The 25,288-nt window shown below is 71.3% G+C and carries 28 protein-coding genes; 19 read left to right on the top strand and 9 right to left on the bottom strand.

Going from position 1 to position 25,288, the window contains the following annotated elements; translation table 11 throughout:
* Window positions 1-66 precede the first annotated feature (66 nt).
* Window positions 67-1,482: a condensation domain-containing protein gene (locus ACF1BE_RS21570; RefSeq protein WP_392200622.1), complete on the bottom strand. Its 1,416-nt coding sequence runs from the start codon at window positions 1,480-1,482 to the stop codon at window positions 67-69.
* A 167-nt stretch (window positions 1,483-1,649) separates the two neighbouring features.
* Window positions 1,650-1,976: a PLD nuclease N-terminal domain-containing protein gene (locus ACF1BE_RS21565; protein ID WP_392200621.1), complete on the bottom strand. Its 327-nt coding sequence runs from the start codon at window positions 1,974-1,976 to the stop codon at window positions 1,650-1,652.
* 76 nt (window positions 1,977-2,052) lie between these two features.
* On the opposite strand from ACF1BE_RS21565, the gene ACF1BE_RS21560 reads away from it, so the two are divergent.
* From ACF1BE_RS21560 to ACF1BE_RS21525, 8 genes are all read left to right on the top strand, one after another.
* On the top strand, window positions 2,053-3,504 hold the full coding sequence (locus ACF1BE_RS21560; protein ID WP_392200620.1) for a menaquinone biosynthesis decarboxylase: 1,452 nt from the start codon (window positions 2,053-2,055) through the stop codon (window positions 3,502-3,504).
* Window positions 3,501-4,403: a menaquinone biosynthesis prenyltransferase MqnP gene (mqnP, locus tag ACF1BE_RS21555; protein WP_392200619.1), complete on the top strand. Its 903-nt coding sequence runs from the start codon at window positions 3,501-3,503 to the stop codon at window positions 4,401-4,403. The genes ACF1BE_RS21560 and mqnP overlap by 4 nt, the downstream gene beginning before the upstream one ends.
* 79 nt (window positions 4,404-4,482) lie before the next feature.
* Entirely contained in the window at window positions 4,483-5,136 is a 654-nt protein-coding gene (locus ACF1BE_RS21550) for a UbiX family flavin prenyltransferase (protein WP_392200618.1), read from the top strand.
* A 56-nt stretch (window positions 5,137-5,192) separates the two neighbouring features.
* Window positions 5,193-5,648 carry an Lrp/AsnC family transcriptional regulator gene (locus ACF1BE_RS21545; RefSeq protein WP_392200617.1) on the top strand — a complete coding sequence of 152 codons (456 nt, stop codon included), beginning with the start codon at window positions 5,193-5,195 and terminating at the stop codon, window positions 5,646-5,648.
* A gap of 38 nt (window positions 5,649-5,686) precedes the next feature.
* Entirely contained in the window at window positions 5,687-6,850 is a 1,164-nt protein-coding gene (gene mqnE / locus ACF1BE_RS21540; RefSeq protein ID WP_392200616.1) for an aminofutalosine synthase MqnE, read from the top strand.
* Window positions 6,851-6,944: 94 nt separating this feature from the next.
* Window positions 6,945-7,469, top strand: a complete 525-nt coding sequence (locus ACF1BE_RS21535) for a GNAT family N-acetyltransferase (RefSeq protein WP_392200615.1) — start codon at window positions 6,945-6,947, stop codon at window positions 7,467-7,469.
* Window positions 7,470-7,550: 81 nt separating this feature from the next.
* Window positions 7,551-7,859 carry a DUF4229 domain-containing protein gene (locus ACF1BE_RS21530; RefSeq protein ID WP_392200614.1) on the top strand — a complete coding sequence of 103 codons (309 nt, stop codon included), beginning with the start codon at window positions 7,551-7,553 and terminating at the stop codon, window positions 7,857-7,859.
* Between the two features lie 10 nt (window positions 7,860-7,869).
* A complete protein-coding gene (locus ACF1BE_RS21525) occupies window positions 7,870-8,520 on the top strand; it encodes a TetR/AcrR family transcriptional regulator (protein WP_392200613.1) in 651 nt (216 codons plus the stop codon).
* A gap of 224 nt (window positions 8,521-8,744) precedes the next feature.
* Here ACF1BE_RS21525 and ACF1BE_RS21520 read toward each other — a convergent pair whose 3' ends face one another.
* Entirely contained in the window at window positions 8,745-9,605 is an 861-nt protein-coding gene (locus tag ACF1BE_RS21520) for a MaoC family dehydratase (protein WP_392200612.1), read from the bottom strand.
* A 326-nt stretch (window positions 9,606-9,931) separates the two neighbouring features.
* Between ACF1BE_RS21520 and ACF1BE_RS21515 the strand changes: the two genes are divergently transcribed.
* Window positions 9,932-11,872 (top strand): AMP-dependent synthetase/ligase, encoded by a 1,941-nt coding sequence (locus ACF1BE_RS21515; protein WP_392200611.1) that lies wholly within the window; start codon window positions 9,932-9,934, stop codon window positions 11,870-11,872.
* On the opposite strand, the gene ACF1BE_RS21510 is transcribed toward ACF1BE_RS21515, so the two are convergent.
* On the bottom strand, window positions 11,793-12,314 hold the full coding sequence (locus ACF1BE_RS21510; protein ID WP_392200610.1) for an ATP-binding protein: 522 nt from the start codon (window positions 12,312-12,314) through the stop codon (window positions 11,793-11,795). The genes ACF1BE_RS21515 and ACF1BE_RS21510 overlap by 80 nt on opposite strands.
* 108 nt (window positions 12,315-12,422) lie before the next feature.
* On the opposite strand from ACF1BE_RS21510, the gene ACF1BE_RS21505 reads away from it, so the two are divergent.
* Window positions 12,423-13,283, top strand: a complete 861-nt coding sequence (locus ACF1BE_RS21505; protein WP_392200609.1) for a helix-turn-helix domain-containing protein — start codon at window positions 12,423-12,425, stop codon at window positions 13,281-13,283.
* Window positions 13,280-13,534, top strand: coding sequence for a DUF397 domain-containing protein (locus tag ACF1BE_RS21500; protein WP_392200608.1), 255 nt, complete (start codon window positions 13,280-13,282; stop codon window positions 13,532-13,534). Before ACF1BE_RS21505 ends, ACF1BE_RS21500 begins: the two co-directional genes overlap by 4 nt.
* On the opposite strand, the gene ACF1BE_RS21495 is transcribed toward ACF1BE_RS21500, so the two are convergent.
* A complete protein-coding gene (locus tag ACF1BE_RS21495; protein WP_392200607.1) occupies window positions 13,493-14,140 on the bottom strand; it encodes a class I SAM-dependent methyltransferase in 648 nt (215 codons plus the stop codon). The two genes, ACF1BE_RS21500 and ACF1BE_RS21495, sit on opposite strands and share 42 nt — an antisense overlap.
* An 87-nt stretch (window positions 14,141-14,227) precedes the next feature.
* On the opposite strand from ACF1BE_RS21495, the gene ACF1BE_RS21490 reads away from it, so the two are divergent.
* Window positions 14,228-15,829: a serine/threonine-protein kinase gene (locus tag ACF1BE_RS21490; protein WP_392200606.1), complete on the top strand. Its 1,602-nt coding sequence runs from the start codon at window positions 14,228-14,230 to the stop codon at window positions 15,827-15,829.
* 155 nt (window positions 15,830-15,984) lie between these two features.
* Here the strand turns inward: ACF1BE_RS21490 and ACF1BE_RS21485 are convergent, their stop codons facing one another.
* Entirely contained in the window at window positions 15,985-16,188 is a 204-nt protein-coding gene (locus tag ACF1BE_RS21485) for a cold-shock protein (RefSeq protein WP_392200605.1), read from the bottom strand.
* Between the two features lie 286 nt (window positions 16,189-16,474).
* On the opposite strand from ACF1BE_RS21485, the gene ACF1BE_RS21480 reads away from it, so the two are divergent.
* The 5 genes from ACF1BE_RS21480 to ACF1BE_RS21460 all read left to right on the top strand — a co-directional run bounded on the left by ACF1BE_RS21480 (window position 16,475) and on the right by ACF1BE_RS21460 (window position 20,878).
* Window positions 16,475-17,323, top strand: coding sequence for a menaquinone biosynthetic enzyme MqnA/MqnD family protein (locus ACF1BE_RS21480; RefSeq protein WP_392200604.1), 849 nt, complete (start codon window positions 16,475-16,477; stop codon window positions 17,321-17,323).
* 95 nt (window positions 17,324-17,418) lie between these two features.
* The gene (locus tag ACF1BE_RS21475) at window positions 17,419-18,159 is read left to right on the top strand and encodes a prepilin peptidase (RefSeq protein WP_392200677.1); all 741 of its coding nucleotides are present in this window, start codon (window positions 17,419-17,421) and stop codon (window positions 18,157-18,159) included.
* Window positions 18,160-18,240: 81 nt separating this feature from the next.
* Window positions 18,241-19,440: a cyclic dehypoxanthinyl futalosine synthase gene (gene mqnC, locus ACF1BE_RS21470; protein ID WP_392200603.1), complete on the top strand. Its 1,200-nt coding sequence runs from the start codon at window positions 18,241-18,243 to the stop codon at window positions 19,438-19,440.
* A 7-nt stretch (window positions 19,441-19,447) separates the two neighbouring features.
* The gene (locus ACF1BE_RS21465) at window positions 19,448-20,098 is read left to right on the top strand and encodes a hypothetical protein (protein WP_392200602.1); all 651 of its coding nucleotides are present in this window, start codon (window positions 19,448-19,450) and stop codon (window positions 20,096-20,098) included.
* Window positions 20,099-20,182: 84 nt separating this feature from the next.
* Window positions 20,183-20,878: a demethylmenaquinone methyltransferase gene (locus ACF1BE_RS21460; protein ID WP_392200601.1), complete on the top strand. Its 696-nt coding sequence runs from the start codon at window positions 20,183-20,185 to the stop codon at window positions 20,876-20,878.
* Window positions 20,879-20,894: 16 nt separating this feature from the next.
* Here ACF1BE_RS21460 and ACF1BE_RS21455 read toward each other — a convergent pair whose 3' ends face one another.
* Together ACF1BE_RS21455 and ACF1BE_RS21450 are read right to left on the bottom strand one after the other, a co-directional pair.
* Window positions 20,895-21,203: a PASTA domain-containing protein gene (locus tag ACF1BE_RS21455; RefSeq protein ID WP_392200600.1), complete on the bottom strand. Its 309-nt coding sequence runs from the start codon at window positions 21,201-21,203 to the stop codon at window positions 20,895-20,897.
* 109 nt (window positions 21,204-21,312) lie between these two features.
* Window positions 21,313-21,831, bottom strand: coding sequence for a GNAT family N-acetyltransferase (locus tag ACF1BE_RS21450; protein ID WP_392200599.1), 519 nt, complete (start codon window positions 21,829-21,831; stop codon window positions 21,313-21,315).
* A 47-nt stretch (window positions 21,832-21,878) separates the two neighbouring features.
* Between ACF1BE_RS21450 and ACF1BE_RS21445 the strand changes: the two genes are divergently transcribed.
* Entirely contained in the window at window positions 21,879-23,213 is a 1,335-nt protein-coding gene (locus ACF1BE_RS21445) for a geranylgeranyl reductase family protein (RefSeq protein WP_392200598.1), read from the top strand.
* Between the two features lie 103 nt (window positions 23,214-23,316).
* Here the strand turns inward: ACF1BE_RS21445 and ACF1BE_RS21440 are convergent, their stop codons facing one another.
* A complete protein-coding gene (locus ACF1BE_RS21440) occupies window positions 23,317-24,171 on the bottom strand; it encodes a C40 family peptidase (RefSeq protein ID WP_392200597.1) in 855 nt (284 codons plus the stop codon).
* 746 nt (window positions 24,172-24,917) lie between these two features.
* Between ACF1BE_RS21440 and ACF1BE_RS21435 the strand changes: the two genes are divergently transcribed.
* Window positions 24,918-25,277, top strand: coding sequence for an NADH-quinone oxidoreductase subunit A (locus ACF1BE_RS21435; protein ID WP_003992243.1), 360 nt, complete (start codon window positions 24,918-24,920; stop codon window positions 25,275-25,277).
* Window positions 25,278-25,288: the final 11 nt, after the last annotated feature.

The following is a 25,288-nucleotide window of genomic DNA, read 5'->3' as shown; positions in this document are numbered from 1 at the left end:
CTCCCCCTCAACAACAGTGTAGAAAGGGATAGTTGATCCACACCAGTGCCGGTGGTGACCGTTGGGTCACGAAACCGCCGGGAGGCGTCCGTGGGCCACCGAGGCGATCCGGTCCCGCAGCCGCTCGACGTACAGCCGCATGTTCTTGGCCGCGACGTCCGTGTCCGGGTAGCGGCTCGCCAGCCACAGCCCCTCGTGCAGCCGGTTCACCCACACGCACACCTGGTCCCCGTACGACACCCGCAGCAGGCCGTGCGCACGCTGTTCGGGCCACCGCTCGGCGCCCACGATGCCGCGCGCGTCGAGGTAGGAGACGATCGAGTACAGGTCGGGGGAGGTCGGCCGGAAGTCCGTGCCGAGCAGGGCCAGCACCCGGGCCAGCGGCATCCGGGCCAGCGGCCGGTTCGCCTGGAGTTCGGCACGCACCGCCCGCACGGTCTCCGGGAAGCCGCGGGTGCGGCTCACGGGCACCTCGATGGGGGCGCCGCCCACGTACCAGCCCACCGAGTCGCTCCACCGCGTCTTCACCCGGGTGTGGAACGGCACCACCGTCCGGTACACCGGCTGCCCGCCCAGTTCGTGGACGATGAGCCCGGTCGCGGCCAGCAGCCCGACCATGCTGCCGCCGTGGGGCCGGCAGTACGCCTCGAACGCCGCCGCGTCGTCCGCGTCCGCCAGCGGCTCGCACAGCATCTGCTGCCGCGGCAGCGGACCGCCGTGGTCCAGGCCGAGGTCGATGGGGAAGCCGGGCAGTGTCCCGTCGCAGCGGCGGATGAACTCCCGCCAGCGCGCGACGATGTCGTGTCCGCCGTCGAGCCGGTCGGCGTCCGCCCGCTCGATCTCGCAGAAGTCGACGTAGCTCGCGACGGGGGCCGGGGTCTCGGCGGTGACGCCCGTGGCGCCGGCGGTGTACAGCTCGTGGATCTCCGCGGCGATCCGGTGCACGGAGTAGGCGTCGACGTTGCTGTGGTCGAAGGCCATGTACACGCTGGCGCAGTCGTCCCGGAGGACCGCCGTGTAGATGAGGTTGGGCCAGCGCAGCGCGTCCGCGACCTTGTCGAAGCGGTCCTGGAGGTGTCGCACGAGCCGGTCCGGGTCGGGGAAGTCGCCGACCACCTCCCGGTGCAGGGACACGTCGGCCGCGTCGAGGGTGAAGCGGCGCAGCTCGTCGCCCGCGCCGCCCGCCCAGCGGAAGCCGCTGCGCAGCGTCTCGTGCCGCACGGTCCAGGTGCGCAGCGCCTCCTGGAGCACGTCCAGGTCGACCGGGCCGGGCAGGTCGAAGGCGGTGCCGAGCCAGGTCGGCACGAACAGCCCGTCGTCCCGTACGCACTTGGCCGTCCTGATGTGCGACTCCTGGATGTAGGCGGGCGGCCGGGAGTCGTCCGGGAGTGCCCTCGCCGCCTCGACGGTCGCCGGGCTCAGCGTCCACTCGACGAGCCGTCCCGGCCGGACCTCGCAGCGCTGGATGTCAGTGATTCGCACGCGTCTCCCATCACAAAGGGACCCCTGGGTGCGGGCTCCCCCTGCAAGGCAATGCCGTGGGACGCGGCCGGGACATGCCCGTCCGGTTCATTTCAACGGAACGGGTGGCAGGCCGAACGCGGAAGTGAATAACCGACCGTGACCGGCCCGGCCGGGCGGCCGCGGGATCAGTCGTGGCGGGGGTCGTCGTCCTTGTCCGACTTGTCCCGCTTGTTCAGGGAGGCGAGAAACTCGGGGTTGTCGTCCGGTGCGACCCAGCGTGCGGCGGCGTCGCCGTGCCGTCCCGGGGCCGTGCCGTCCGCGGGACCCTGCCGCACCCGGCCGGTGAGCAGCCAGGCGACCGGTCCGACCAGCACCTCCCCGAACAGCAGGACGATGACCAGCCACGCCGCCTTCGGCAGGTGGCGGACCTCGTCGTCGGGGGTGTTCAGACAGTCCACGAAGGCGTAGATCCACAGCGCAAGGACCAGCAGGAACGGCAGATACCTGAGCATGGCCGCGCGAACTCCCCACACCGTGAGACGACCCTGGTGACCCGGCCAGAGTAGCGGGTGGCCGATACTGGGACACATGGCTTACGACGATCTTCGCTCCCTGCTGCGGGCACTGGAGCGCGAGGGAGACCTCAGGCGCATCAAGGCCGAGGTCGACCCCCATCTGGAAGTCGGGGAGATCGTCGACCGGGTGCAGAAGTCCGGCGGGCCGGCGCTGCTCTTCGAGAACGTGCGCGGCTCGGACATGCCTCTCGCCATGAACGTGTACGGCACCGACCGCCGCCTGCTGAAGGCGCTGGGCCTCACGTCGTACGCCGAGATCTCCGAGCGGATCGGCGGCCTGCTGCGGCCCGAGCTGCCGCACGGATTCGTCGGTGTGCGCGAGGCGTTCGGCAAGCTCGGGGCGATGGCGCACGTACCGCCGAGGAAGGTGAAGGACGCCCCGGTGCAGGAGGTCGTCCTGCACGGTGACGACGTCGACCTCGAGCGGCTGCCGGCGCTGTTCACCTGGCCCGAGGACGGCGGCTCCTTCTTCAACCTGGGCCTGACCCACACCAAGGACCCGGAGACGGGGATCCGCAACCTCGGGCTCTATCGCCTCCAGCGCCACGACAAGCGCACCATCGGCATGCACTGGCAGATCCACAAGGACAGCCGGAACCACTACCAGGTGGCCGCCCGCCGGGGTGAGCGCCTCCCCGTGGCCATCGCCTTCGGCTGCCCGCCGGCCGTCACCTACGCCTCCACCGCCCCGCTGCCCGGCGACATCGACGAGTACCTGTTCGCCGGGTTCCTCGCCGGCAAGCGGACCGAGATGGTCGACTGCAAGACGGTCCCGCTCCAGGTGCCGGCGCAGGCCGAGGTGGTCCTGGAAGGGTGGCTGGAGCCCGGCGAGACGCTTCCCGAGGGCCCCTTCGGCGACCACACCGGCTTCTACACCCCGCAGGAGCCCTTCCCGGCGCTGACCATCGACTGTGTGACGATGCGCAGGCGCCCCCTGCTCCAGTCGATCGTGGTCGGCCGCCCCCCGACGGAGGACGGTCCCCTCGGCCGGGCCACGGAGCGCTTCTTCCTGCCCCTGCTGAAGATCATCGTCCCGGACATCGTGGACTACCACCTGCCGGAGGCCGGCGGCTTCCACAACTGCGCGATCGTCTCGATCGACAAGAAGTACCCGAAGCACGCGCAGAAGGTGATGCACGCCGTCTGGGGGGCGCACATGATGTCCCTCACCAAGCTGATCGTCGTCGTGGACGCCGACTGCGACGTCCACGACCTGCACGAGGTCGCCTGGCGGGCGCTCGGCAACACGGACTACGGCCGTGACCTCACGGTCGTCGAGGGCCCCGTCGACCATCTCGACCACGCTTCCTACCAGCAGTTCTGGGGCGGCAAGGCGGGCATCGACGCCACGCGGAAGTGGCCGGAGGAGGGCTACACCCGTGACGGCGGGTGGCCGGAGATGGTCCTGTCGGACCCGGGAACGGCGGCTCTGGTGGACCGCCGCTGGAAGGAGTACGGACTGTGACGTCGGTGTCCGCCGCCATGCCGCGGCCGGGACGCACCAGGGCGTTTCTGCGCCTGGTGATGATCGAGCACTCGGTCTTCGCGCTGCCCTTCGCGTACATCGCCTCCCTGACGGCGATGTACGCGTGGGACAGGAACATCCACTGGGCCCGCCTGCTCCTGGTCACGGTCTGCATGGTCGGTCTGCGCACCTTCGCCATGGCCGTCAACCGGATCATCGACCGCGAGATCGACGCCCGTAACCCGCGCACGGCCCACCGCGAGCTGGTGACCGGGGCGATGTCGGTGAAGCACGCCTGGACGGGCGCATTGATCGCCCTGGTGGTCTTCCTCGGCGCGGCGGCCCTGCTGAACCCGCTCTGTCTGGCCCTGGCGCCGGTCGCGGTGATCCCGATGGTGGTCTACCCCTACGGGAAGCGGTTCACCGACTTCCCGCAGGCCATCCTCGGCCTCGCCCAGGCCATGGGGCCCATCGGCGGCTGGCTGGCCGTCTCCGGTTCCTGGTCCTGGGACGCGGTCGTCCTCGGACTCGCGGTGGGCGTCTGGATCGGCGGCTTCGACCTGATCTACGCCTGCCAGGACGTCGAGACCGACCGTGAGGTCGGCGTCCGGTCGGTGCCGGCCCGCTTCGGCGTCCCGGCCGCGATCTGGGGCGCCCGGGCCTGCCACACGGTGACGACGGCCCTGTTCGCCTGGTACGGCGTCGCCACCCACGCCGGTGCCTTCTTCTGGGTGGGCCTGCTGGTCGTCGCCGCCGCGTTCGTCTACGAGCACCGCATCGTGCGCCCCCACGACCTGTCGCGGCTGAACCGGGCGTTCTTCTCGGTCAACGGCTTCATCGGCATTGCCCTGTTCGTGTGCGCGCTGCTGGATCTGCTGGTGCGCGGACTCACCGTCTGAGGGCCTGGGTACCACCGGTCCTGAGCCCTTTCGCGTCCGCCGGTACGCTCAAGGTGTGAACGCAGGAGAAACGCAGCGCGTGCCTTGGATCGTGGGGGTGTCCGGAGCTTCCGGGACGCCGTACGCGGCGGCCGTGCTGCGCGCGTTGCTGGCGGCGGGGGAAGCGGTGGACCTGGTGGTCAGCCGGGCCTCGCGGCTGACGCTCCTGGACGAGACGGGGATCTCGTTCCGCGACGCCCACTGGCGGGACGACCTGCGCGCCTGGCTGGCGCGGGGCGCGGACGGCAAGCCGGAGACCTTCGAGGTGGACGTCAGCGGGGTGCGGTACTGGAACGCGGGTGATCTCGCCGCCGGCCCGTCCTCGGGCTCGTACCCGGCGAAGGGGATGCTCATCGTGCCCGCCTCCACCGCCTGTGTGGCGGGTGTGGCGCTCGGCCTGTCCAAGGATCTGCTCCAGCGCGCGGCGAGCGTGACCTTGAAGGAGCGCCGGACGCTGGTCGTGGCCGTACGGGAGACCCCGCTGAACGGGCAGACGCTGCGGCACCTGGTGGCCCTGGACGACGCCGGTGCCGTGGTCGTCCCGGCCTCGCCCGCCTTCTACGCGGGCGCCACCCACATCCAGGACCTGGTGGACTTCGTCGGTGGCCGGGTGCTGGACGCGGCGGGAGTGGGGCACGGCCTGTACCGGCGCTGGCGGGGCGAGCTGGGCGGCGGCGGCACGGCGGGCAAGTAGCAGTACGTACGTACCTCTCATCACTTCAGGAACATTCACCGGAAGGCTTCGATCGCATGGACGCGGTGGACAGGCAGCTCATCCAGGCTCTGCGGGAGAACGGCCGGGCTTCCTACGCGGAACTGGGACGCCTTGTCGGCCTGTCGGGCCCGAGCGTCACCGACCGCATCAACCGGCTTGAGGCGGCCGGTGTCATCACCGGTTACCGCGCGACGGTGGACTCGGCCTCGCTGGGCCTCGGCGTGACCGCCCTGATCGGCATCTCGCTGTCGGACGCCGCCGACCACGAGGACGTGGCGCAGCGGCTGCGGGACCTGCCGGAGATCGAGGACTGCTGGTTCATCGCCGGTGACGACTCCTTCATGCTCAAGGTGCGTTCGACGGACGTGGACGGCCTGGAGAAGACGATCCGGCGGCTGAGCGGTACCAGGGGCGTGTCCCGGACCCGGACCACCATCGTGCTCTCCACGAAGTGGGAGAACCGGGTCGGCGAGCTGCCGGAAGAGGTCTAGGGATACCGTTGGCCGGGTTGTCGGAGAAAGGTGTGGGCATGGACGTCGGGCTCAAGCGCGAGCTGGAGGAGAAGGTCCGTTCCGGGGAGCGGCTGACCCGCGAGGACGGCATCGCGCTGTACGAGTCGGACGACCTGGCCTGGCTGGGCGGGCTCGCCCACGAGGTGCGGACCCGCAAGAACGGTGACGTGGTGCACTTCAACGTCAACCGGCACCTGAACATGACCAACGTGTGCACGGCGTCCTGCGCCTACTGCTCGTTCCAGCGCAAGCCGGGCGAGAAGGACGCGTACACGATGCGCATCGAGGAGGCCGTCCGGCTGGCCAAGTCGATGGAGTCGGAGAACCTCACCGAGCTGCACATCGTCAACGGCCTGCACCCGAACCTGCCGTGGCGGTACTACCCGCGTTCGCTGCGGGAGCTGAAGGCGGCCCTTCCGAACGTCTCGCTGAAGGCGTTCACGGCCACCGAGATCCACCACTTCGAGACGATCTCCGGGCTGTCGGCGTCGGAGATCCTCGACGAGCTGATCGACGCGGGCCTGGAGTCCCTCACCGGCGGCGGCGCCGAGATCTTCGACTGGGAGGTCCGGCAGCACATCGTGGACCACCGCACCCACTGGGAGGACTGGTCCCGCATCCACCGCCTGGCGCACGAGAAGGGTCTGAAGACCCCGTGCACCATGCTGTACGGCCACATCGAGGAGCCCCGCCACCGCGTCGACCACGTGCTGCGGCTGCGTGAGCTCCAGGACGAGACCGGCGGTTTCCAGGTCTTCATCCCGCTGCGCTACCAGCACGACTTCGTGGACGTGAAGGACGGCAAGGTCAGGAACACCCTCCAGGCCCGCACCCAGATGGCGACGGGCGCGGAGGCCCTGAAGACGTTCGCGGTCTCCCGGCTCCTGTTCGACAACGTCCCGCACGTGAAGGTGTTCTGGGTCATGCACGGTGTGCAGACCGCGCAGCTGGCCCTTCAGCACGGTGCCGACGACATGGACGGCTCGGTCGTCGAGTACAAGATCACGCACGACGCGGACAACTACGGCACGCCGAACAAGCTGACCCGCGAGGACCTTCTGGACCTGATCCGGGACGCGGGTTTCCGCCCGGTGGAGCGCAACACCCGCTACGAGATCATCCGCGAGTACGAGGGCCCGGACCCGGCGCGCCGCGAGTCCCCCCAGCCGATGCGGGTCTGACGTCCCGCCGGCACGGGTCCGGGCCCCCGTCACGGGTACCCGGGCCCGGCCGCATGGCCGGCACCACTGCCTCTGTAATAGCTACTATTCTCACATGCCCCTTACCTTCACGCTGGATCCGCCGGTCACCCCCGCCCTCCGCGACGGCATCCTCGGTCTGTGGACGGACGTCACGAACGCGGGCGGGGCCGTCGGCTTCGTCGCCCCGGTGACCCGCGAGGAGGTACGGCCCGAGCTGGTACGGCACTTCGTGCAGATGGCCGAGGGGCACACCCGGCTGCTCGTCGGCCACGACGAGACCGGCGAGGTGGCCGCGACCGCCTTCCTCACCCGCAACACGCACCGGCTGATGACCCACTGGGTGTGGCTGTACACGGTGATGGTCCACCCCCGGCACCAGGGCCGGGGCTACGGCCGCGACCTGCTGGCCGCCGCCGCGGACGCGGCCCGGGAGATCGAGGGCGTCGAGGCGGTACGGCTGACCTGCCGGGGCGGCCTGGGCCTGGAGCGGTTCTACGCCTCCTGCGGCTACAAGGAGGTCGGCCGCGTACCGGACGCCATCCGGGTCGCGCCCGGCGACGACCGGGACGACATCGTCATGCTGCTGCCGCTCGGCTGACGCCGCCCCCCCTGCGTCACCGCCCACGTCTCGTGCTTCACTGGACGCTGACCCCTTTTGGAATCGGACGAGTGGATTGAGATGCTCCGCTACACGCTGATGCGCCTCGGAATCTTCGCGGGCTGCCTCCTGGTCGTCTGGGGTGCCGTCTACTCGGGCATCTTCCCGCGCGGCTTCGGCGACTCCAACGTCCTCTGGGTCCTGCTGCTCGCCCTCGTCGTCTCCGCGCCGGTCAGCTGGGTCGTGCTGCGCAAGGAACGGGAGCGGGCCTCGGTGCAGATCGTGCACAAGGTCGACCGGATGAAGGCCAACCTGGAGGCCAACCGCAGCCAGGAGGATCTGGCCGACGACGCGTCCCGGACGCAGGGCGGGGCTGCCGCGCCCAACTAGGCTTGCCCTCATGGGTGGCGTCAAGACCAAACGGATGCCGAGAGCGGTGCGGGAGCAGCAGATGCTCGACGCGGCCGTACGGATCTTCGGCCAACGCGGGTACATGGCCGCCTCGATGGACGAGATCGCCGAACTCGCGGGCGTGTCCAAGCCGTTGGTCTATCTGTACCTGACCTCGAAGGAATGCCTCTTCACCGCCTGCATCCGCCGTGAGGCCGCCGCGCTCACGGAGGCCGTCCGCGCGGGGATCCGGCCGGACCTGCCCGCCGACCGGCAGCTCTGGGACGGGCTGCGGGCGTTCTTCGCGCACACCGCCGAGCATCCCGACGCCTGGTCCGTGCTGCACCTGCAGGCCCGGACGCACGGCGAGCCCTTCGCGGCCGAGGTCGCCGCGATGCGCGCGGAGATCGTCGCGTTCGTGACCCGGCTGGTCGTGGTCGCGGCGCGGGAGGCGCACCGGGATCCGGACCTGCCCGAGCGCGAGGTGGCCGGGATCGCGGAGGCGCTGGTCGGCGCGGCGGAGTCGCTCGCCGCGTGGGCGAACGCGACACCCGGGGTGACCGCGCGGCAGTCGGCGGCGACCCTGATGAACTTCGCCTGGGCGGGCCTGGCCAACCTCATGCAGGGCCACCCTTGGGCTCCGCCGCCGGCCGACTCCTAGGAACGACCCGTTGTCGACGGCGGGCCCGCCGCGGCCGCTCGCGCGGTTCCCCGCGCCCCTGGGGGGCTGGCAGCGATCCGTTTTCCGGGCGCGGGTCCGTCGTGGCTTGTCGCGCGGTTCCCCGCGCCCCTTGGGTGGGTCGGGTGCGGTGTGCCTCAGGGGCGCGGGGACGAACGGCCCCCGCGTGCCCGCACCCGGCGATGGCGGTGTGCCCCCTGGGACCGTCAGGGCAGGGGCTGGACCTCGCCGGTCAGGTGGAGTTTGCCGCCCGGGGCCCGCAGGGCGAACCGTCCGCTGCCGTCGGCGCCGTAGGTCACCGTGCCCGGCAGCGGCACCGGCGCCCGGAAGCGCGCCCTGACGACCGCCGCGTCGGGCGTGCCATGGGCGGCCAGGCAGCGCGCGGCGGTCCACATGCCGTGGGCGATGGCGCGCGGGAAGCCGAAGAGGCGGGCGGTGAGGGGGTGCAGGTGAATGGGGTTGCGGTCACCGGAGGCGGCGCCGTACCGCCGTCCCACGTCCCCGGCGAGCCGCCACTCGGCGAGGACCGGCAGCGCGGCGCCCTCGGGGAGGGAGGCCGGGTGGGGGGCGCCTGCCGGGGAGGCCGGGCGGGCCCGGTGCCGTGCGAGGTACGTGCTGCGGGACTCCCAGAGCAGGGCCCCGCCGGACCGCAGCGCGGTCACCACCGTGGCCTCGGTGCCGCGCCGGTGCGGCATCAGCCCCTGGATCCACACCGAGAGTTCGTACTCCCCGCCGGCCGGCAGCGCGCCGGTGCGGACGATCTGGATCGACGTGTGGACCAGCCCCAGCAGCGGCAGCGGAAAGTCCCGGCCGCTCATCAGCCGCATGGCCAGCGGGAAGCCGAGGACGTGCGGGTAGGTGACCGGGAGGTCGGGCTCGCCGGTGGGGAAGCCGCAGACGCGCTCGTAGGCGGTCAGTCTGACCAGATCCACGCGCAGGCCGGGCAGTACGAGCCGGGTGCGCGGGAAGGCCGCATCGGGGGCGGGGCGCTTGAAGGGGGAGTGCAGGGCGCCGCGGGCCAGCAGCGGGGCGAGTGCGGGGGCGGCGGTGAGGGTGACGGCGCTCATCAGGCCTCCAGCGGGCGACTGCGGTCGGCCATGTGCGACTCCCGCGCGTCGTGGTCCAAGATGCTTACTCCAGAGTAAGGTTACCGGAGGTAAGGCAAGGCGGGTCGCCGCGCCCGGGGCCTGATGCGAGACCGATCCGCACTCCTGGCACGTCCGAAGTTGAACGTCCCTCACATAACCCCCGAGGCTGCACGTTCCCGGCCCCGGATGCTCCCCGGACCCGCACAACCCCCTCACAGCAGGCCCGTACGATCACCTGCCTAACCAGCGGTAACCCCTTGCTGCCCGGGCCCACCGCAGGTGCACGCATGCCAGAGGAGCCGCCCGTGTCCACCCCGTACCCGCACACCCCCACCTCCTCCGGCACCCCCGTCCACGCCGTCGACTACGACGGCCGCCCGGTCCTCGTCGCACCGGAGACACGCCGGCTGGACGGCGCCGTACGCGAGGCGTCCGTCCCCCCGTTCGCACCCCCGGTCACCCACGGCTCCCTCGCCGACCTGCCGTACGACAACGCGGAAGCGGCCCCGGACGCGACCGTCCTCAGCCGCAGACAGGCCGACGGCAGCTGGACGGACGTGACGGCGGCCCGGTTCGCCGCCGAGGTGCAGGCGGTCGCCAGGGGCCTGATCGCCTCGGGTCTCGTGCCGGGCGACCGGATCGCGGTCATGGCCCGGACGACCTACGACTGGACCCTGCTGGACTTCGCCGCCTGGGCGGCCGGCCTGGTCACGGTCCCGGTGTACCCCACCTCCTCCGTCTTCCAGACCCGCTGGATCCTGCACGACTCCGGCGCGGTCGCCCTGGTGACGGAGACCGTCGCCCAGGCCGCCGCCATCGGCCCCGAACGCCCGCACCTGCCCGACCTGCGCCACGTGTGGGTGATGGACCGCGACGACGTGGCCCGGCTCGCCGGGACGGGCGAGCCGGTGCCGGACGGGGAGGTGGCGGTGCGCCGTGGCATGCTCGGCCCCGACACGCTCGCCACGCTCATCTACACCTCCGGCACCACCGGCCGCCCCAAGGGCTGCGCCCTCTCGCACGGCAACTTCCTCGCCGAGGTCGACAACGCCATCGAGCTCCTCCATCCGGTCTTCAAGTCCCAGGACGAGGAACCCTCGGTCCTGCTCTTCCTCCCCATGTCGCACGTCTTCGGCCGGATGGTGGCCGTCGCCTGCGTCCGCGCCCGCGTCCGCCTCGGCCACACCCCCAGCCTGGCCGCGCAGGACCTGCTCCCGGACCTGGCCGCGTTCCGGCCGACGTGCCTGCTGACCATCCCGTACATGCTGGAGAAGGTGTACAACTCCGCGCGGGCCAGATCGGAGGCCGCCGGCCGGGCGGCGGTCTTCGACCGGGCGGCGGCCGTCGCCCAGCGCTACGGCGAGGCGCTGGAGGCCCGCCAGACCGGCACCGGCAGCGGCCCGAGCCGCGCCCTGAAGACGCAGCGCTCCTTCTACGACCCGCTCGTCTACCGCCGCATCCGCGCCGCGATGGGAGGCCGCGTCCGGTACGCCATCTGCGGCGGTTCCCCGCTCGGCCGCCGCCTCGCCGCGTTCTACGCGGGCGCGGGCATCGAGATCTTCGAGGGCTACGGCCTCACCGAGACGACCGGCGCGTCGACGGTCACCCCGCCCCTCAAACCCCGTCTGGGCACGGTCGGCTGGCCGCTGCCCGGCACCCGGGTGCGGATAGCGGCCGACGGCGAGATCCTCCTCGCCGGCGACCACGTGCTGCGCGGGTACTGGGATCCGCAGGCGGGCGGAGTGGTCCCCGCGACCCGCGACGGCTGGCTGCCCACGGGCGACATCGGCGAGCTGGACGACGAGGGTTACCTCACCATCACCGGCCGCAAGAAGGAACTGCTCATCACCGCGGGCGGCAAGTCGGTGGCCCCGGCCCCGATGGAGAACTGGCTGCGCCAGCACCCGCTGATCTCCCAGGTGATGCTGGTCGGCGACGCCCGCCCGTACGTGGCCGCCCTGATCACCCTCGACGCCGACGGCATCACGCACTGGCGCCAGATGCTCGGCAAACACCCGGTACCACCGGAACTCCTCGTCGGTGACCCGGAGCTGACCGAGGTCCTCCAGCGGGCGGTGGACGAGGCGAACCGCATGGTCTCCCGCCCCGAGTCCATTCGCCGCTTCGCCGTCCTGCCGGTGGACTTCACCGAGGAGGCGGGCCACCTCACCCCGTCGATGAAACTCCGCCGGGACCGCGTCCTGTCCGACTTCGCCCGCGAGGTGGAGGGGCTGTACCAGCGCTGACGGACCGCGGTTGCGGGGACCCTGCCACCGCCAGCTCCACCCAGACCGTCTTGCCCACCTCCCGTTCCGTGACGCCCCAGAGCGTCGCCAGTACCTGGACGACGACCAGCCCCCGCCCGGACTCGTCCAGCAGGCCCCCGTCCAGGAACCGCAGGCTGCGGTCACCGCGGGTGTCACTCACCTCGATACGCAGGGTGTGCCTCTCGCGCAGCAGTTTCAGCCGCAGCTCGAAGTCCCGGCCGGGGACGCGACCGTGGGTGACGGCGTTGGCGGCGAGCTCGGACACGACGAGCTGGGCGGTGTGGCTCAGGTCGCCGTCGTACGGGTATCCCCAGGCGGCGAGCTGACCGCCGGTCAGCCGCCGGGCGAGCCGAGCCCCTCGGGGGGTCGCGCTGAGCCGTTGCGCGAGTTCGGTTGTGGGGGTGGAGATTTCTGCGTTCACATCACCGAGCGTGTCCGGTTCTCTCTACGCTGACCAGGGGAGACCCGGCGACTGTGCGTAGTCGTACGGGTGCGGACCGCTGGTGTACGACTCGTCGGAGGTGGCGTCTTGGAAGAACACGAGCGGAGGCCGGAGACACCCGCGGAGGAGAACGGGTCGACGGCGGTCTTCGTCGTACTGGGCAAGCAGTTGCGGCTGATGAGGGAGCGGGCGGGGCTCAGCCAACGGGAGTTCGGCAACCTGGTCGGGTACGGCCCCGACCAGATCTCGGCCATGGAGAGGGGAGTGCGGACGCCGAGGCCGGAGTTCCTGCGGAGGGCGGACGAGATCCTCCAGGCGGGCGGGCTGTTCACGGCGGTCATCCCGCAGGTCGAGGAGGCGATGACCAGGGCACGGACGCGGCATCCGGAGTGGTACCGGAGCTATGCCGTGATGGAGGCAGAGGCTCTGGAGCTGCACCACTACTCCAACCACGCGGTGCAGGGCCTGTTGCAGACCGAGGAGCACGCGCGTGTGGTGTTCGCCAAACGGCGGCCGTTCCTCAGCGAGGAGACCATCGAGAAGCGGGTGGCCGACCGCCTCTCACGCCAACAGGTCTTCGAGAGGTGGCCACCGCCTATCGTGAGCTACATCCTGGAAGAGGTCGTGCTCGACCGGCCGATCGGAGGCCCGCGAGTCCACGCCGACCAACTGCGCCACCTTCTGGAGGTCAGCGGCATGCAGAACGTTGAGATCCAGGTGATGCCCACACACCTACACGAACATCCCAACCTGGACAGTGCCTTCAACCTCTTGGTACCCAAGGGACAGATGCAGGTGGCGTACACGGAGGCACAAGGCTTTCCTCAGCTCATCACTGACCGGGAGGAGGTCCGGAAGATCGCCGACCGCTATGGGATCATGCGCGCAGTGGCACTCAGTCCTGCGGAGTCCCGGTCTCTGATAAAGCAGAAGCTGGAGGAGCTATGAGCATCGTGAACCTGGCCTGGTTCAAGTCCAGCTACAGCAGTGGTGAGGGCGGCGATTGCGTCGAACTCGCCTACGCCTGGCGCAGATCGAGCTACAGCAGCGGAGAAGGCGGCCAGTGCCTGGAGACAGCCCCCCACCCCGCCGCCATCCACATCCGTGACTCCAAGCGCCCCGCCGCCCCCCACCTCACCGTCACGCCCGCCGCGTGGTCAGCCTTTCTTCTGGGCGAGCAGGAAGGCCTGCGGGGCTGACTCGCCGTGCGACTCCTCCCGCTCGCGGACGGTGGTGGAGCGGACGGTGAGGCCCGCGTCGGTGAGCAGCTCGGCCATCCGGTCGGGTCGGCGCCGGAGGAAGTCGAGTACCACGGGCCGGCCCCACGGGCGGTCGAGGCGGAGCGGCGCCTCGCCGGTCTGGAAGGCGAGGAGGAGCCGGCCGCCGGGGGCGAGGACGCGGTGGAACTCGGCGAGGAGCGCGGGGAGCCGGTCGTCCGGGGTGTGGATGCTGGAGTACCAGGAGACGGCCCCGGCCAGCGTGCCGTCGGCGATGGGGAGGTCCAGCATGGAGCCCTGCTCGAACCGCAGCCCGGGGAAATCGCGGCGGGCGATGGCGACCATGGACTCGGAGAGGTCCAGGCCGAAGACGGACAGGCCCAGCTCGGCCAGGTGCGCGGTGACCGCGCCGGGGCCGCAGCCGAGGTCGGCGACCGTGCCGCCGGGGCCGACCTGTTCGGCGAACGCGCCGAGCAGCGCCCGTTCCAGCGGCCTGTCGGCGAGCGGTTCGGGGAAGTGCCCGGCGTAGTCCTCGGCGACGGTGTCGTAGAAGGTGCGGGTGGCGGTGAGGAAGTCGGTACCGGTCATGGGGAGGGACCGTAGCGGGGAGCACTGACAACCCCCTTTAGGCTGCTTGTCGTTGGCCGGTGCGTCGGGTCGGGGGGGAGTGGGGCGATGAGCCAAGCGACGGAGGGTTTCCAGCCACTCCGGGCGGACGACCCGCCGGTGGTGGCGGGGTACCGGCTCGCCGCGCGCCTCGGCGCGGGCGGCATGGGCCGGGTCTACCTGTCGCACACCCAGGGCGGCCGTCCCGTGGCGATCAAGGTCGTACGGCCGGAGCTGGCCGACGACCCGGACTTCCGGCGGCGGTTCGGCAGGGAGATCAGGGCGGCCCGGCGGGTGCGGGGCGCGTACACGGCCGAACTGATCGACGCGGACGCGGACGGCACACCCCCCTGGCTGGCCACGCTGTACGTGCCGGGACCGTCCCTGACGGAGGCCGTGGCCAGGCGCGGGCCGTTGCCCGTACCGGCGGTGCTGTGGCTGATGGCGGGGGTGGCGGAGGCGCTCCAGGCGATCCATGACGCGGGCATCGTGCACCGGGACCTGAAGCCGTCGAACGTGCTGCTGGCCGCCGACGGGCCGCGGGTGATCGACTTCGGCATCGCGCTGGCCGCGGACGGAACGGCGTACACGGCGACGGGAGGCACGATCGGCACGCCGTCGTTCATGGCCCCGGAGCAGGCGTCCGGGGGCGAGGCCACGGCGGCGACCGATGTCTTCGCGCTCGGGCAGACCGCGGCGTTCGCGGCGCTGGGCAGGCCGCTGTACGGCGACGGCGCGGCGGTCAACATCCTGTACCGGATCGTGCACTCCCGGCCCGACCTGTCCCTGCTGCCGGAGCCGCTGCGTCCGCTGCTCGCCCGGTGCCTGGCCGCCGATCCGGCTCAGCGCGCCACGGCGGCGGAGGTACTGGAGTGGTGCCGGCGGCGGCTCGGCGCGGACGCCGACGCGGGTGGCGGCCCGGCCGTGTGGCGGGACGTCACCGGACCGGAGGTCGTCGTCCCGGCTCCGGTGCCGGTGCCGGAGCCGACCGCGGTGCGCACGCTGTCGCTCGGCGGGGGACCACAGCCGGCGCCCGGGGAGCACAAGACACGCGGGCGGCGCACCGCACTGATCACGGCGGCCGCCGTGGTGGCGGGGGCGCTGACGCTGACGGGCCTGGTGTGGGCGGTCAGGGACGCGGTGGCCGACCGGTTCGGCCCCGGGACGGCCGCCGGGTCGGGGTCGGGGTCGCAGGCCTGGTCGACGTCGGACTCGGAGGAGTCGACCATGCCGTCTCCGTCGGCGTCACCGAAGTCACCGTCAAGGCACCCGTCGGCCGCCACGGCCACGGCACCGCCGGCTTTCTCCTACCCCCTGCGGGACCTGACCCGGAAGAACTCGCTGAGCCTCGACGACCCGGACGCCGACCTGGACGACCGCAAGGGGGACCTCCGCTTCGACTGCGGGACGAGCGGCTGCGAACTGGAGAGCGACACCAGCGTGCTCGTCCAGATGTTCGGTGCGCACGGCACCACCCTCGGCGAGTGCCGTCTCATCCTGAAGAACGCGCGGAGTCACCGCCTCCCGCTGGCCGGGGCGACGGCCGGCAGCGAGATCTGCGTCAAGGGCCCCTCCGGGGACATCGCCCTGTTCGTCGTCCAGACGAAGTCGACCGCGATACCGGAGGCCGCCTTCGTCGAGGGCGACCTGACGGTCTGGCGGACACCCTAGGCACACCGCACCGGAAAGCCCCGGATTCCGCACCGCGTATTCCGGGTGCGGCGGCGGGGGTGAACGGCGAACGAACGGAAAAAGGCAGGAGCCCCGTTGCCGAACGGCGCGGGGCTCCTTGGGTACTGCACTCAGGTTCTGCGATCAGGGAGTGATCAGACGGGGGTGACGTTCTCCGCCTGCGGACCCTTCGGGCCCTGCGTCACGTCGAAGGAGACCGGCTGGTTCTCCTCGAGCGAACGGAAACCCTGCGCGTTGATCGCGGAGTAGTGGACGAAGACGTCGGGGCCGCCGCCCTCCTGGGCGATGAAGCCAAAGCCCTTTTCGGCGTTGAACCACTTCACGGTTCCGGTAGCCATAAGCCCTCCCTGGGCTCAAAAGGGTTGCCCTGCTCCAGAACCTGCACGTGCGAAACGGTGCTGCACAACTGCATTCGTCTGAATACGACGAGAGCCCGCGGTCACATGCTCCGCAGGCTCTGTACTGCAAGGGAAACCAAACTGCAACTTGCGGCGAGCCTAGCACGCGGGCTACCGAAAGCAATAGAGGTATAGATCACGTCACCCGGACGTTTGAACGTGCGGTACGCCGTTCGGCGGTGGGGCCGGTCCCGGCACCGTGACGCACGGGGTCTAGTGTCGCGATGTGGACAATTCTCGCACCCGGCCGCGCGTCGGCCACATCCAGTTCCTGAACTGCCTGCCCCTCTACTGGGGGCTCGCGAGAACCGGCACGCTCCTCGACTTCGACCTGACGAAGGACACGCCGGAGAAGCTCAGCGAACGGCTCGTGCGCGGCGACCTCGACATCGGCCCCGTCACCCTGGTCGAGTTCCTCAAGCACGCCGACCAACTGGTCGCCTTCCCCGACATCGCCGTCGGCTGCGACGGCCCGGTGATGTCCTGCGTGATCGTCTCCCAGGTCCCGCTGGACCGGCTGGACGGCGCCCGCGTCGCCCTCGGCTCGACCTCACGCACCTCCGTCCGGCTCGCGCAGCTGCTGCTCGCGGAGCGGTACGGCGTCGAGCCCGAGTACTACACCTGCCCGCCCGACCTCAGCCTGATGATGCAGGAGGCCGAGGCCGCCGTCCTCATCGGCGACGCCGCCCTGCGCGCCAACCTCCTCGACGGCCCCCGTTACGGCCTGGAGGTGCACGACCTGGGCGCGCTGTGGAAGGAGTGGACCGGCCTGCCGTTCGTCTTCGCGGTGTGGGCGGCCCGCCGCGACTACCTGGAGCGCGAGCCGTTCATCACCCACCGGGTCCACGAGGCCTTCCTCGACTCCCGCAACCTCTCCCTGGAGGAGGTCGGCAAGGTCGCCGAACAGGCCGCCCGCTGGGAGGCCTTCGACGAGGCGACCCTGGCCCAGTACTTCACCACCCTGGACTTCAGTTTCGGCGCCCCGCAGCTGGCGGCCGTCGCCGAGTTCGCCCGCCGGGTCGGCCCCACGACGGGCTTCCCCGCCGACGTGAAGGTCGAGCTGCTCCAGCCGTAGGGGCTGCCGGGTCCCCGGCCGCGCGAGCGGTGCGGCCGGTCCGAACCGGGTAGGGACCGGGAGCAGGCAGGGCGACGGGGGTGGGTGACGTGGAGCTGACCACGGGGGCGCTGGTGCTGGTCGCCGGGGTGTGGGGCGCGCTGGCGGGCACGCTGCTGCCCCGCGCCGGCTACCGCTTCGCCGTCCCGCCCGGCGACGCATGGCGTACCCACTGCCCCACCGGCCACCCCGTCCGCGGCTGGCTGGGCCCCGCGCGGTGCGCCGAGTGCGGCGCGAGCGGTGGGCCGTACGCCGGCGCTCCCTCCGCACCCCTCATGGCCACCGCCACCGCCCTCGTCTGCGCCGCCCTCACCGCCGCCACCGGCACCCGGCCCGAACTGGCGGTCTGGCTGCTGCTCGCGCCCGTCGGCGTGCTGCTGGCCGCCGTCGACCTGCGGGTGCGGCGGCTGCCCGACCCGCTGACCCTGCCGCTCGCCGTCACCGCCCTCGCCCTGCTCGGCGTCGCCGCCCTGCTTCCCGAACACGCCGGCGACTGGCCCACCGCCCTCTACGGCGCCCTCGCCCTCGGCGCCGGCTACTGCGTGCTGTACCTCGTCAACCCCGCCGGCATGGGCTTCGGCGACGTGAAACTGGCCGTGGGGGCGGGCGCCGTACTCGGCTGGTACGGCTGGCCCACCGTGCTGCTCGGCACCTTCGCCGGCTTCCTCCTCGGCGCCCTCTACGGCGGCGCGCTCGTCCTGGCCCGGCGCGCGAGCCGCAAGGCCGCCGTACCGTTCGGCCCGTTCCTCCTGGCCGGCGTCCTCACCGGAGTGCTGATCGGCGCGTACGCGGCCTGAGGTCAGCCCGGGAAACCCGCTGGCGTAGGCTGGTTCGGTTCCGTCCACAACCCTGACGAAAACCTTGCGAAAGGGACGCCGGTGACCGAGAAGGCCGACCTCCAGTCCGTCCTCGACCGTGCCGCCGCCGGTGGGCGGATCACCCCCGAAGAGGCGCTCGAGCTGTACCGCGACGCGCCCCTGCACGCCCTCGGCGCCGCCGCCGACGCCGTGCGCCGCCGCATGTACGCCGGCATCGAGCACATCGCCACGTACATCATCGAGCGGAACATCAACTACACGAACGTGTGCGTCACGGCGTGCAAGTTCTGCGCCTTCTACGCGGCCCCCAAGGACACCGCCAAGGGCTGGACGCGAGACCTCGACGACATCCTGCGCCGCTGCGCGGAGACCGTCGAACTCGGGGGCACCCAGATCATGTTCCAGGGCGGCCACCACCCGGACTACGGCGTCGAGTACTACGAGAAGCACTTCAAGGCCATCAAGGACGCCTTCCCCCAGCTGGTGATCCACTCGCTGGGCGCGTCCGAGGTCGAGCACATGGCCCGGATCTCCGGTGTGTCCGTCGAGGAGGCCATCACCCGGATCCACGAGGCCGGCCTCGACTCCTTCGCGGGCGCCGGCGCGGAACTCCTGCCCGCACGGCCGCGCAAGGCCATCGCCCCGCTCAAGGAGAGCGGCGAACGCTGGCTGGAGATCATGGAGACCGCGCACCGGCTGGGCGTGGAGTCGACGTCGACGATGCTCATGGGCACCGGCGAGACCAACGCCGAGCGCATCGAGCACCTGCGGATGATCCGTGACGTGCAGGACCGCACGGGCGGCTTCCGCGCGTTCATCCCGTACACCTACCAGCCGGAGAACAACCACCTGAAGGGCCGCACCCAGGCGACCCTCTTCGAGTACCTGCGGATGATCGCGATCGCCCGCCTCTTCCTGGACAACGTCCGCCACATCCAGGGTTCCTGGCTCACCACCGGCAAGGAGGTCGGCCAGCTGTCCCTGCACTACGGCGCGGACGACCTCGGTTCGATCATGCTGGAGGAGAACGTGGTCTCCTCGGCCGGCGCCAGGCACCGCTCCAACCGCCTGGAGATCATCGACCTGATCCGGAAGGCCGGGCGGGTGCCGGCCCAGCGCGCCACCACCTACGAGCACCTCGTGGTCCACGACGACCCGGCGAACGATCCCGCCGACGACCGCGTGGCCTCCCACATCTCCTCCACGGCCATCGAGGGCGGCACCGCCCACCCCGAGCTGAAGCTGCTGGCGTCCAACTGAGCCTGCCGTGCTGACCCTTCACACCGCGGACCTCCTCGTCACCGGCGACCCGCGGTACGCCCCGGTGCCCGGGGGCGCGCTCCTGGCCGACGGCCGGACGATCGCGGCCGTCGGCCCGTACGACGAGGTGGCCGCCGCACACCCGGCGGCGCGTGTACGCCGCTGGCCGGGGCTCCTCACGCCCGGCCTGCTCAACCCCTACGGGCCCGAACTGCTGGAGGGGGCCTACCACCCCGACCCGCGTGAGGCCGACGCGCTCGGCACCGAGCCGCTCACCGGCGGAACGGCCCTGACCGCCCTCGGCATGACCGACGCGCGGTGGGGCGCGAGCGCCCGGCGCGGGGTGCAGCGGATGCTCGCCCACGGGACCGTGGCCGTGGCCGGGCCGCTGCGGCGCCCGGCCGTGGCGGACGCCGTACGCCGGGCCGGGATGACGAGCCGGCAGCGGACCGCGGAGCCGCCGGGTCCGCCGTCCCTGGACCCGCTGGCCGGGCGGCCCCTGGCCGAGGCGGTCCTGACGCCGCTCCTGCCGTACGAGGGCCGGGCCGCGACCTTCGCCGTCTTCGACGTGCCGGACGAGACGGCGCTCGCCGGCCGCGGGGCCGCCACCTGCGTGGCGACCGTCATCGAGGGCCGGTTGCTGTACCGCCGCCGCTGACCCGCGCCGGACTCCGGCTGCCGCCGCCGGCCCGCGCCGCAAGCCGGGGCTCCCGCCGTGGGACCGGGCTGCAAGAATGGCCGGGTGACCCGCGCCTCCCTGAACAAGCAGCCGCACGAAGTCGCCTCGATGTTCGACGACGTGGCGGAACGGTACGACCTGACGAACGACGTGCTGTCGCTCGGCCAGGACCGGCGCTGGCGCAGGGAGGTGGCGAAGGCGGTCGACGCGCGTCCCGCGCAGAAGGTCCTGGACCTCGCGGCCGGCACGGCCACCTCCTCGCTGCCCTTCGCGCGGACCGGCGCGTACGTCGTCCCCTGCGACTTCTCGACCGGCATGCTCCAGGTCGGCAAGCGCAGGCACAGCTGGCTGCCGTTCACGGCGGGCGACGCGACGGAACTGCCCTTCAAGGACGACACCTTCGACGCCGTGACGATCTCCTTCGGCCTGCGCAACGTGCAGGACACGGACGCCGCCCTGCGGGAGATGTTCCGGGTGACCCGGCCCGGCGGACGCGTCGTGATCTGCGAGTTCTCGCACCCGACCTGGGCGCCCTTCCGGACCGTCTACACCGAGTACCTGATGCGGGCGCTGCCGCCGGCCGCGCGCGCGGTCTCCTCCAACCCGGACGCCTACGTCTACCTGGCCGAGTCCATCCGTGCCTGGCCCGACCAGCCCGCCCTCGCCGGACGGCTGCGCGGGGCCGGCTGGTCGAAGGTGGCGTGGCGCAACCTCACCGGCGGTGTCGTCGCGCTGCACCGGGGCTTCAAGCAGGCCTGAGCCCCTCCCGCGCGGCTCAGCGCCCGATCATCTCCAGCGCGTCGCCGGGCTCGCCGAGTTCGCGTGGCAGTCCACCCGTCGGGGGCCGGGGAACGCGCGGTTCCCGCACACCTCCGCCGCCCTCGCCCTCACCGAAGTCGAACCACACGTGCACCATCGAGTCCGGCGGCACCTCGGCACCGGGCTGCGGATACTGGCGTACGACGTAGTCGACGACGGTGCGGTGGAAGTCCGGGCGGTCCGGCGCGTTGAGGAACAGGCCGTGCGCCCGGGCCGTCTCCCGCGCGTCCACGGCCATCTGACCGACCAGACGCGGGACGCGCACGTCGGATGTTTCGGGTGGTATACGCACAGATGTCACCCCCAGCGGTACTGGAAGGGTAACTCCCGCCCGGTCCACCCGGAAGGCTTCGGTGTCTTTCCGTGACAGACAACTACTGTGCGTCACTCAGGCTGAGTCGAAAGCAGAGCGCCGGCTCGTCCCGCGCCGGATGCGTGTAGGTCTCCGCCGGCTCCATGCCGAGCCGCCGTGTCACCGCTACCGACCGCTCGTTGTCCGGCCGGACCATCGCCACCACACCCGGCACCGCGGCCGCCCGGACCCGCCTGAGCGTCTCCCGCGCCGCCGCGGTGGCATACCCCCGGCCCCAGTGCGCCCGGCCCAGCCGCCAGCCGATCTCCGTCTCACCCACGGGACCCCAGTCCGGCCGCCACGGCTGGGCGCCGGTGAACCCGATCACCTCGCCGGTCGCGTCCAGCAGGGTCCACAGGCAGAAGCCCAGCTCCGCGTCGTGCCGCCGCTGGCGCGCGGTGAGTTCCTCGTAGACCGACAGCGCCGCCGGCCTGCCGCCGTAGAACTCCATGACCTCCGGGTCGTCGAAGACCCGGTGCCAGGCGACCGCGTCCTCGTGCGTGGGGACGCGCAGCCGTACCGCGGGAAGAGGTCGGTTCACAGGGCAGCCCTTCAGCCGGGTGATCAATTCTGCTGAATAGACTGCCCATGTCCAGTGCCGGTCGGCACGCATATTCCGAACCTTGGGGAGATCCCGCCGTGACCGAGCCCCTCTCCGACCACACCGCCGATGTGATCGTCGTGGGCGCGGGGCCAGCCGGCTCCACGACCGCGTACCACCTCGCCAAGGCCGGCCTCGACGTCCTGCTCCTGGAGAAGACCGCGTTCCCGCGCGAGAAGGTGTGCGGCGACGGTCTCACCCCGCGCGCGGTCAAGCAGCTCGTCGCCATGGGGATCGACATCTCCGAGGAGGCCGGCTGGATGCGCAACAAGGGCCTGCGCATCATCGGCGGCGGCGCCCGCCTCCAGCTCGACTGGCCGGACCTCGCCTCCTTCCCGGACTACGGACTCGTCCGCAAGCGCGACGACTTCGACGAGCAGCTCGCCCGCAACGCGCAGAAGGCCGGCGCCCGCCTGTACGAGCGCTGCAACGTGAGCGGGCCGGTCACCGACGACCGCACCGGCCGCATCACCGGCGTCACCGCCAAGCTCGGCGAGGAGAAGCGCGAGGTCACCTTCCACGCGCCGCTCGTCGTCGCCGCCGACGGCAACTCCACCCGCCTGTCCCTCGCGATGGGCCTGCACCGCCGCGAGGACCGCCCCATGGGCGTCGCCGTGCGCACGTACTTCACCTCGCCGCGCCACGACGACGACTACCTGGAGTCCTGGCTGGAACTTTGGGACCGGCGCGGCGCCCAGGACCGCCTGCTGCCCGGCTACGGCTGGATCTTCGGCATGGGCGACGGCACCTCCAACGTCGGCCTCGGCGTCCTCAACACCTCCGCCTCCTTCAAGGAGCTGGACTGGCGCGAGATCCTCAAGGCGTGGTGCGCCTCCATGCCGCAGGACTGGGGCTACACCCCCGAGAACATGACCGGCCCGATCCGCGGCGCCGCCCTGCCCATGGCCTTCAACCGCCAGCCGCACTACACGCGCGGGCTGCTGCTCGTGGGCGACGCCGGCGGCCTGGTGAACCCCTTCAACGGCGAGGGCATCGCCTACGCCATGGAATCCGGCCAGATCGCCGCCGACGTCATCGTCCAGGCCCACGCGCGGGCCACGCCCGCCCAGCGCGAGATCGCCCTGAGCCGCTACCCGCGCGTCCTCAAGGACACCTACGGCGGCTACTACACCCTCGGCCGGGCCTTCGTGAAGCTCATCGGCAACCCGAAGGTCATGCAGATCGCCGCCCAGCGCGGTCTCACGCACCCGCTGCTGATGAAGTTCACGCTGAAGCTCCTCGCGAACCTCACCGACCCGACGGGCGGCGACGCGATGGACCGCATCATCAACGGCCTGAGCAGGGTGGCCCCGAAGGCGTGAGCCCGCCCTGAGCCCGGCTCGACGGGCGCCCGGAGACGGCGTGAGGGCCGCAGCCCCCCGAAGGGGCCGCGGCCCTCACGCGCGTGAGAGGTGCGGGAGGCGCTCAGAGCACCCGCACGGCGCCGGTGGGCGGGTCGTACGACAGCGGGCGCTCCACGACGCCCGTGGAGGGGTTCTGCGCGCCGACGAACATGCCGCCGCCGACGTACACCCCGACGTGGTAGGCGCTGCCCGCGCTGCCCCAGTACAGGATGTCGCCCGGCTGGAGGCTGCTCAGCGAGACCTGGGTGCCGGCGGTGGACTGGTCCTGGGAGACGCGCGGCAGGCTGACGCCGACCTGCCGGAAGGCCGTCTGGACCAGGCCGGAGCAGTCGTAGGCGGAGGGGCCGGTGGCACCCGAGACGTAGGCCTTGCCGACCTGCGCCCTGACGAAGTCGACGACGGCCGCGGCGGAACCGGTGGCCGTGGACGTGCCGGTGGAGGTCGAGGTGCTGGTGGACGTGGACGTGGAGGTGGACGTGGTGCTGGTGTCGCCGCTCGCCGTGGTGGACAGCGTCGTCCGCTCCGCGTTGCGCGTGGCGCGTGCGGCGGCCTCCTTGCGGGCGGCCTCGTCGGCCTTCTTCTTGGCCTCCGTCGCCTTCTGCCTGGCATCGGCGAGGTCCGCCTTGGCCTGCTTCGCGGCCTTTGCGGCAGCCGCGTCACGCTCGGCCTGCAACTGGTAGTTCGCGGCGGCCTGCTGGGTGGCGTCCGCGGACTGGGCGGCCTGAGCGGCCAGGTCGGCCGTCAGGGTGGGCAGTTCGAGCGTCTGCGTCACCGGCTCGGCCGCGTTCGCCGAGCCGGACGCCCCGGCGACCGCCAGGGTGCCGAGGACACCACCGGCGACTCCGGCCCGCATCGCGAGGGTCGACGCGCTGCGGCGGGGCTTCCGGTGGCTGCGTATGTGAGCGGTGTGGGACATGGGAACAACCGGTACCAGGGGCTCCTTCATATCTTCAAGAAACGTGTGGTGCGCCACAGTTGCTCAATCGCACCCCGTAATGCCGGGCGTGTCGCTCTTTATTGACGCCCTAACGGACATTGCGGACTGTCATGATCAAGCCCTTGATCACGGTCTTTGATCATTACGTCCGGATTGCCCCGCGCCTACCATCGGTGAGGGTCGTTGGCCAAGCCCGGTTCTCACGGTCCCTTCACGGGTGTGGCGGAGGTCACGGAACGGTCGCCGGATCCATGGCGTCCCGTCCGTGCGCGACTGGTGAACGCGCGCACGCGCTCCGCCCCCGCGTCCACACCCCGCCCCTCCCCTCCCTCTGATGTGTGAACGCGATCCCCTACCAGCCCCTCGCGTCCAGCACCAATTTGCATGCATCGGAAGCATCTTGATATTGAGACGACCCCTCCGGCCTGCGGTGACGAGCGGAAATGTCACTTCTGGTGATCAACTGAACGCTTCGCGTACGAAGATCACCCATCATCCGGCTTCATGATCCTTCGTCAGGTGGTGGAGATCACAAAGCTTGTGGAATACCCCGTGTCGCAGATCACAGAGCGGCAGGCATAAGATGCGAGGCAGTTGGGCTTGTGACCTGCTTCACATGTTCTCGATCTTCGCCCGGGACGAGCGGGGCTCGTGGCACCCGCGAGGCGGACGTGAGCCCAGTGCAACCGCCAGCAGTCAGCGCCGACTGAGAGGAGCGAGGAGCGGTGAACGCGTATGCGCCCATCCTCGTACTGGGAGCCCTCGGGGCAGGCTTTGCGATCTTCTCCGTGGTCATGGCCACGCTGATCGGTCCGAAGCGGTACAACCGCGCCAAGCTCGAAGCCTACGAGTGCGGCATCGAGCCGACCCCCACGCCGGCCGGCGGCGGGCGCTTCCCCATCAAGTACTACCTGACGGCGATGCTCTTCATCGTCTTCGACATCGAGATCGTCTTCCTCTACCCCTGGGCCGTCACCTTCGACGCCCTGGGGATCTTCGGGCTCGTGGAGATGCTGCTCTTCGTGCTCACCGTCTTCGTCGCGTACGCGTACGTATGGCGGCGCGGCGGCCTGGAATGGGACTGAGGGGCCTTTAA

It is taken from the genome of Streptomyces sp. NPDC014991, from assembly GCF_043080665.1.
GTDB lineage: Bacteria > Actinomycetota > Actinomycetes > Streptomycetales > Streptomycetaceae > Streptomyces.
The sequence above is the reverse complement of the archived record's forward strand: the minus strand, read 5'-3'. Positions and strand labels throughout refer to the sequence as shown.

What these genes read in the sequence shown, in the direction of transcription:
- ACF1BE_RS21565 (WP_392200621.1), bottom strand. Translation starts at nt 1,976, where the DNA reads ATGCTCAGGTATCTGCCGTTCCTGCTGGTCCTTGCGCTGTGGATCTAC.
- ACF1BE_RS21560 (WP_392200620.1), top strand. Translation starts at nt 2,053, where the DNA reads ATGGCTTACGACGATCTTCGCTCCCTGCTGCGGGCACTGGAGCGCGAG.
- ACF1BE_RS21545 (WP_392200617.1), top strand. Translation starts at nt 5,193, where the DNA reads ATGGACGCGGTGGACAGGCAGCTCATCCAGGCTCTGCGGGAGAACGGC.
- mqnE (WP_392200616.1), top strand. Translation starts at nt 5,687, where the DNA reads ATGGACGTCGGGCTCAAGCGCGAGCTGGAGGAGAAGGTCCGTTCCGGG.
- ACF1BE_RS21535 (WP_392200615.1), top strand. Translation starts at nt 6,945, where the DNA reads ATGCCCCTTACCTTCACGCTGGATCCGCCGGTCACCCCCGCCCTCCGC.
- ACF1BE_RS21530 (WP_392200614.1), top strand. Translation starts at nt 7,551, where the DNA reads ATGCTCCGCTACACGCTGATGCGCCTCGGAATCTTCGCGGGCTGCCTC.
- ACF1BE_RS21525 (WP_392200613.1), top strand. Translation starts at nt 7,870, where the DNA reads ATGGGTGGCGTCAAGACCAAACGGATGCCGAGAGCGGTGCGGGAGCAG.
- ACF1BE_RS21520 (WP_392200612.1), bottom strand. Translation starts at nt 9,605, where the DNA reads ATGAGCGCCGTCACCCTCACCGCCGCCCCCGCACTCGCCCCGCTGCTG.
- ACF1BE_RS21500 (WP_392200608.1), top strand. Translation starts at nt 13,280, where the DNA reads ATGAGCATCGTGAACCTGGCCTGGTTCAAGTCCAGCTACAGCAGTGGT.
- ACF1BE_RS21495 (WP_392200607.1), bottom strand. Translation starts at nt 14,140, where the DNA reads ATGACCGGTACCGACTTCCTCACCGCCACCCGCACCTTCTACGACACC.
- ACF1BE_RS21490 (WP_392200606.1), top strand. Translation starts at nt 14,228, where the DNA reads ATGAGCCAAGCGACGGAGGGTTTCCAGCCACTCCGGGCGGACGACCCG.
- ACF1BE_RS21485 (WP_392200605.1), bottom strand. Translation starts at nt 16,188, where the DNA reads ATGGCTACCGGAACCGTGAAGTGGTTCAACGCCGAAAAGGGCTTTGGC.
- ACF1BE_RS21445 (WP_392200598.1), top strand. Translation starts at nt 21,879, where the DNA reads ATGTCCAGTGCCGGTCGGCACGCATATTCCGAACCTTGGGGAGATCCC.
- ACF1BE_RS21440 (WP_392200597.1), bottom strand. Translation starts at nt 24,171, where the DNA reads ATGTCCCACACCGCTCACATACGCAGCCACCGGAAGCCCCGCCGCAGC.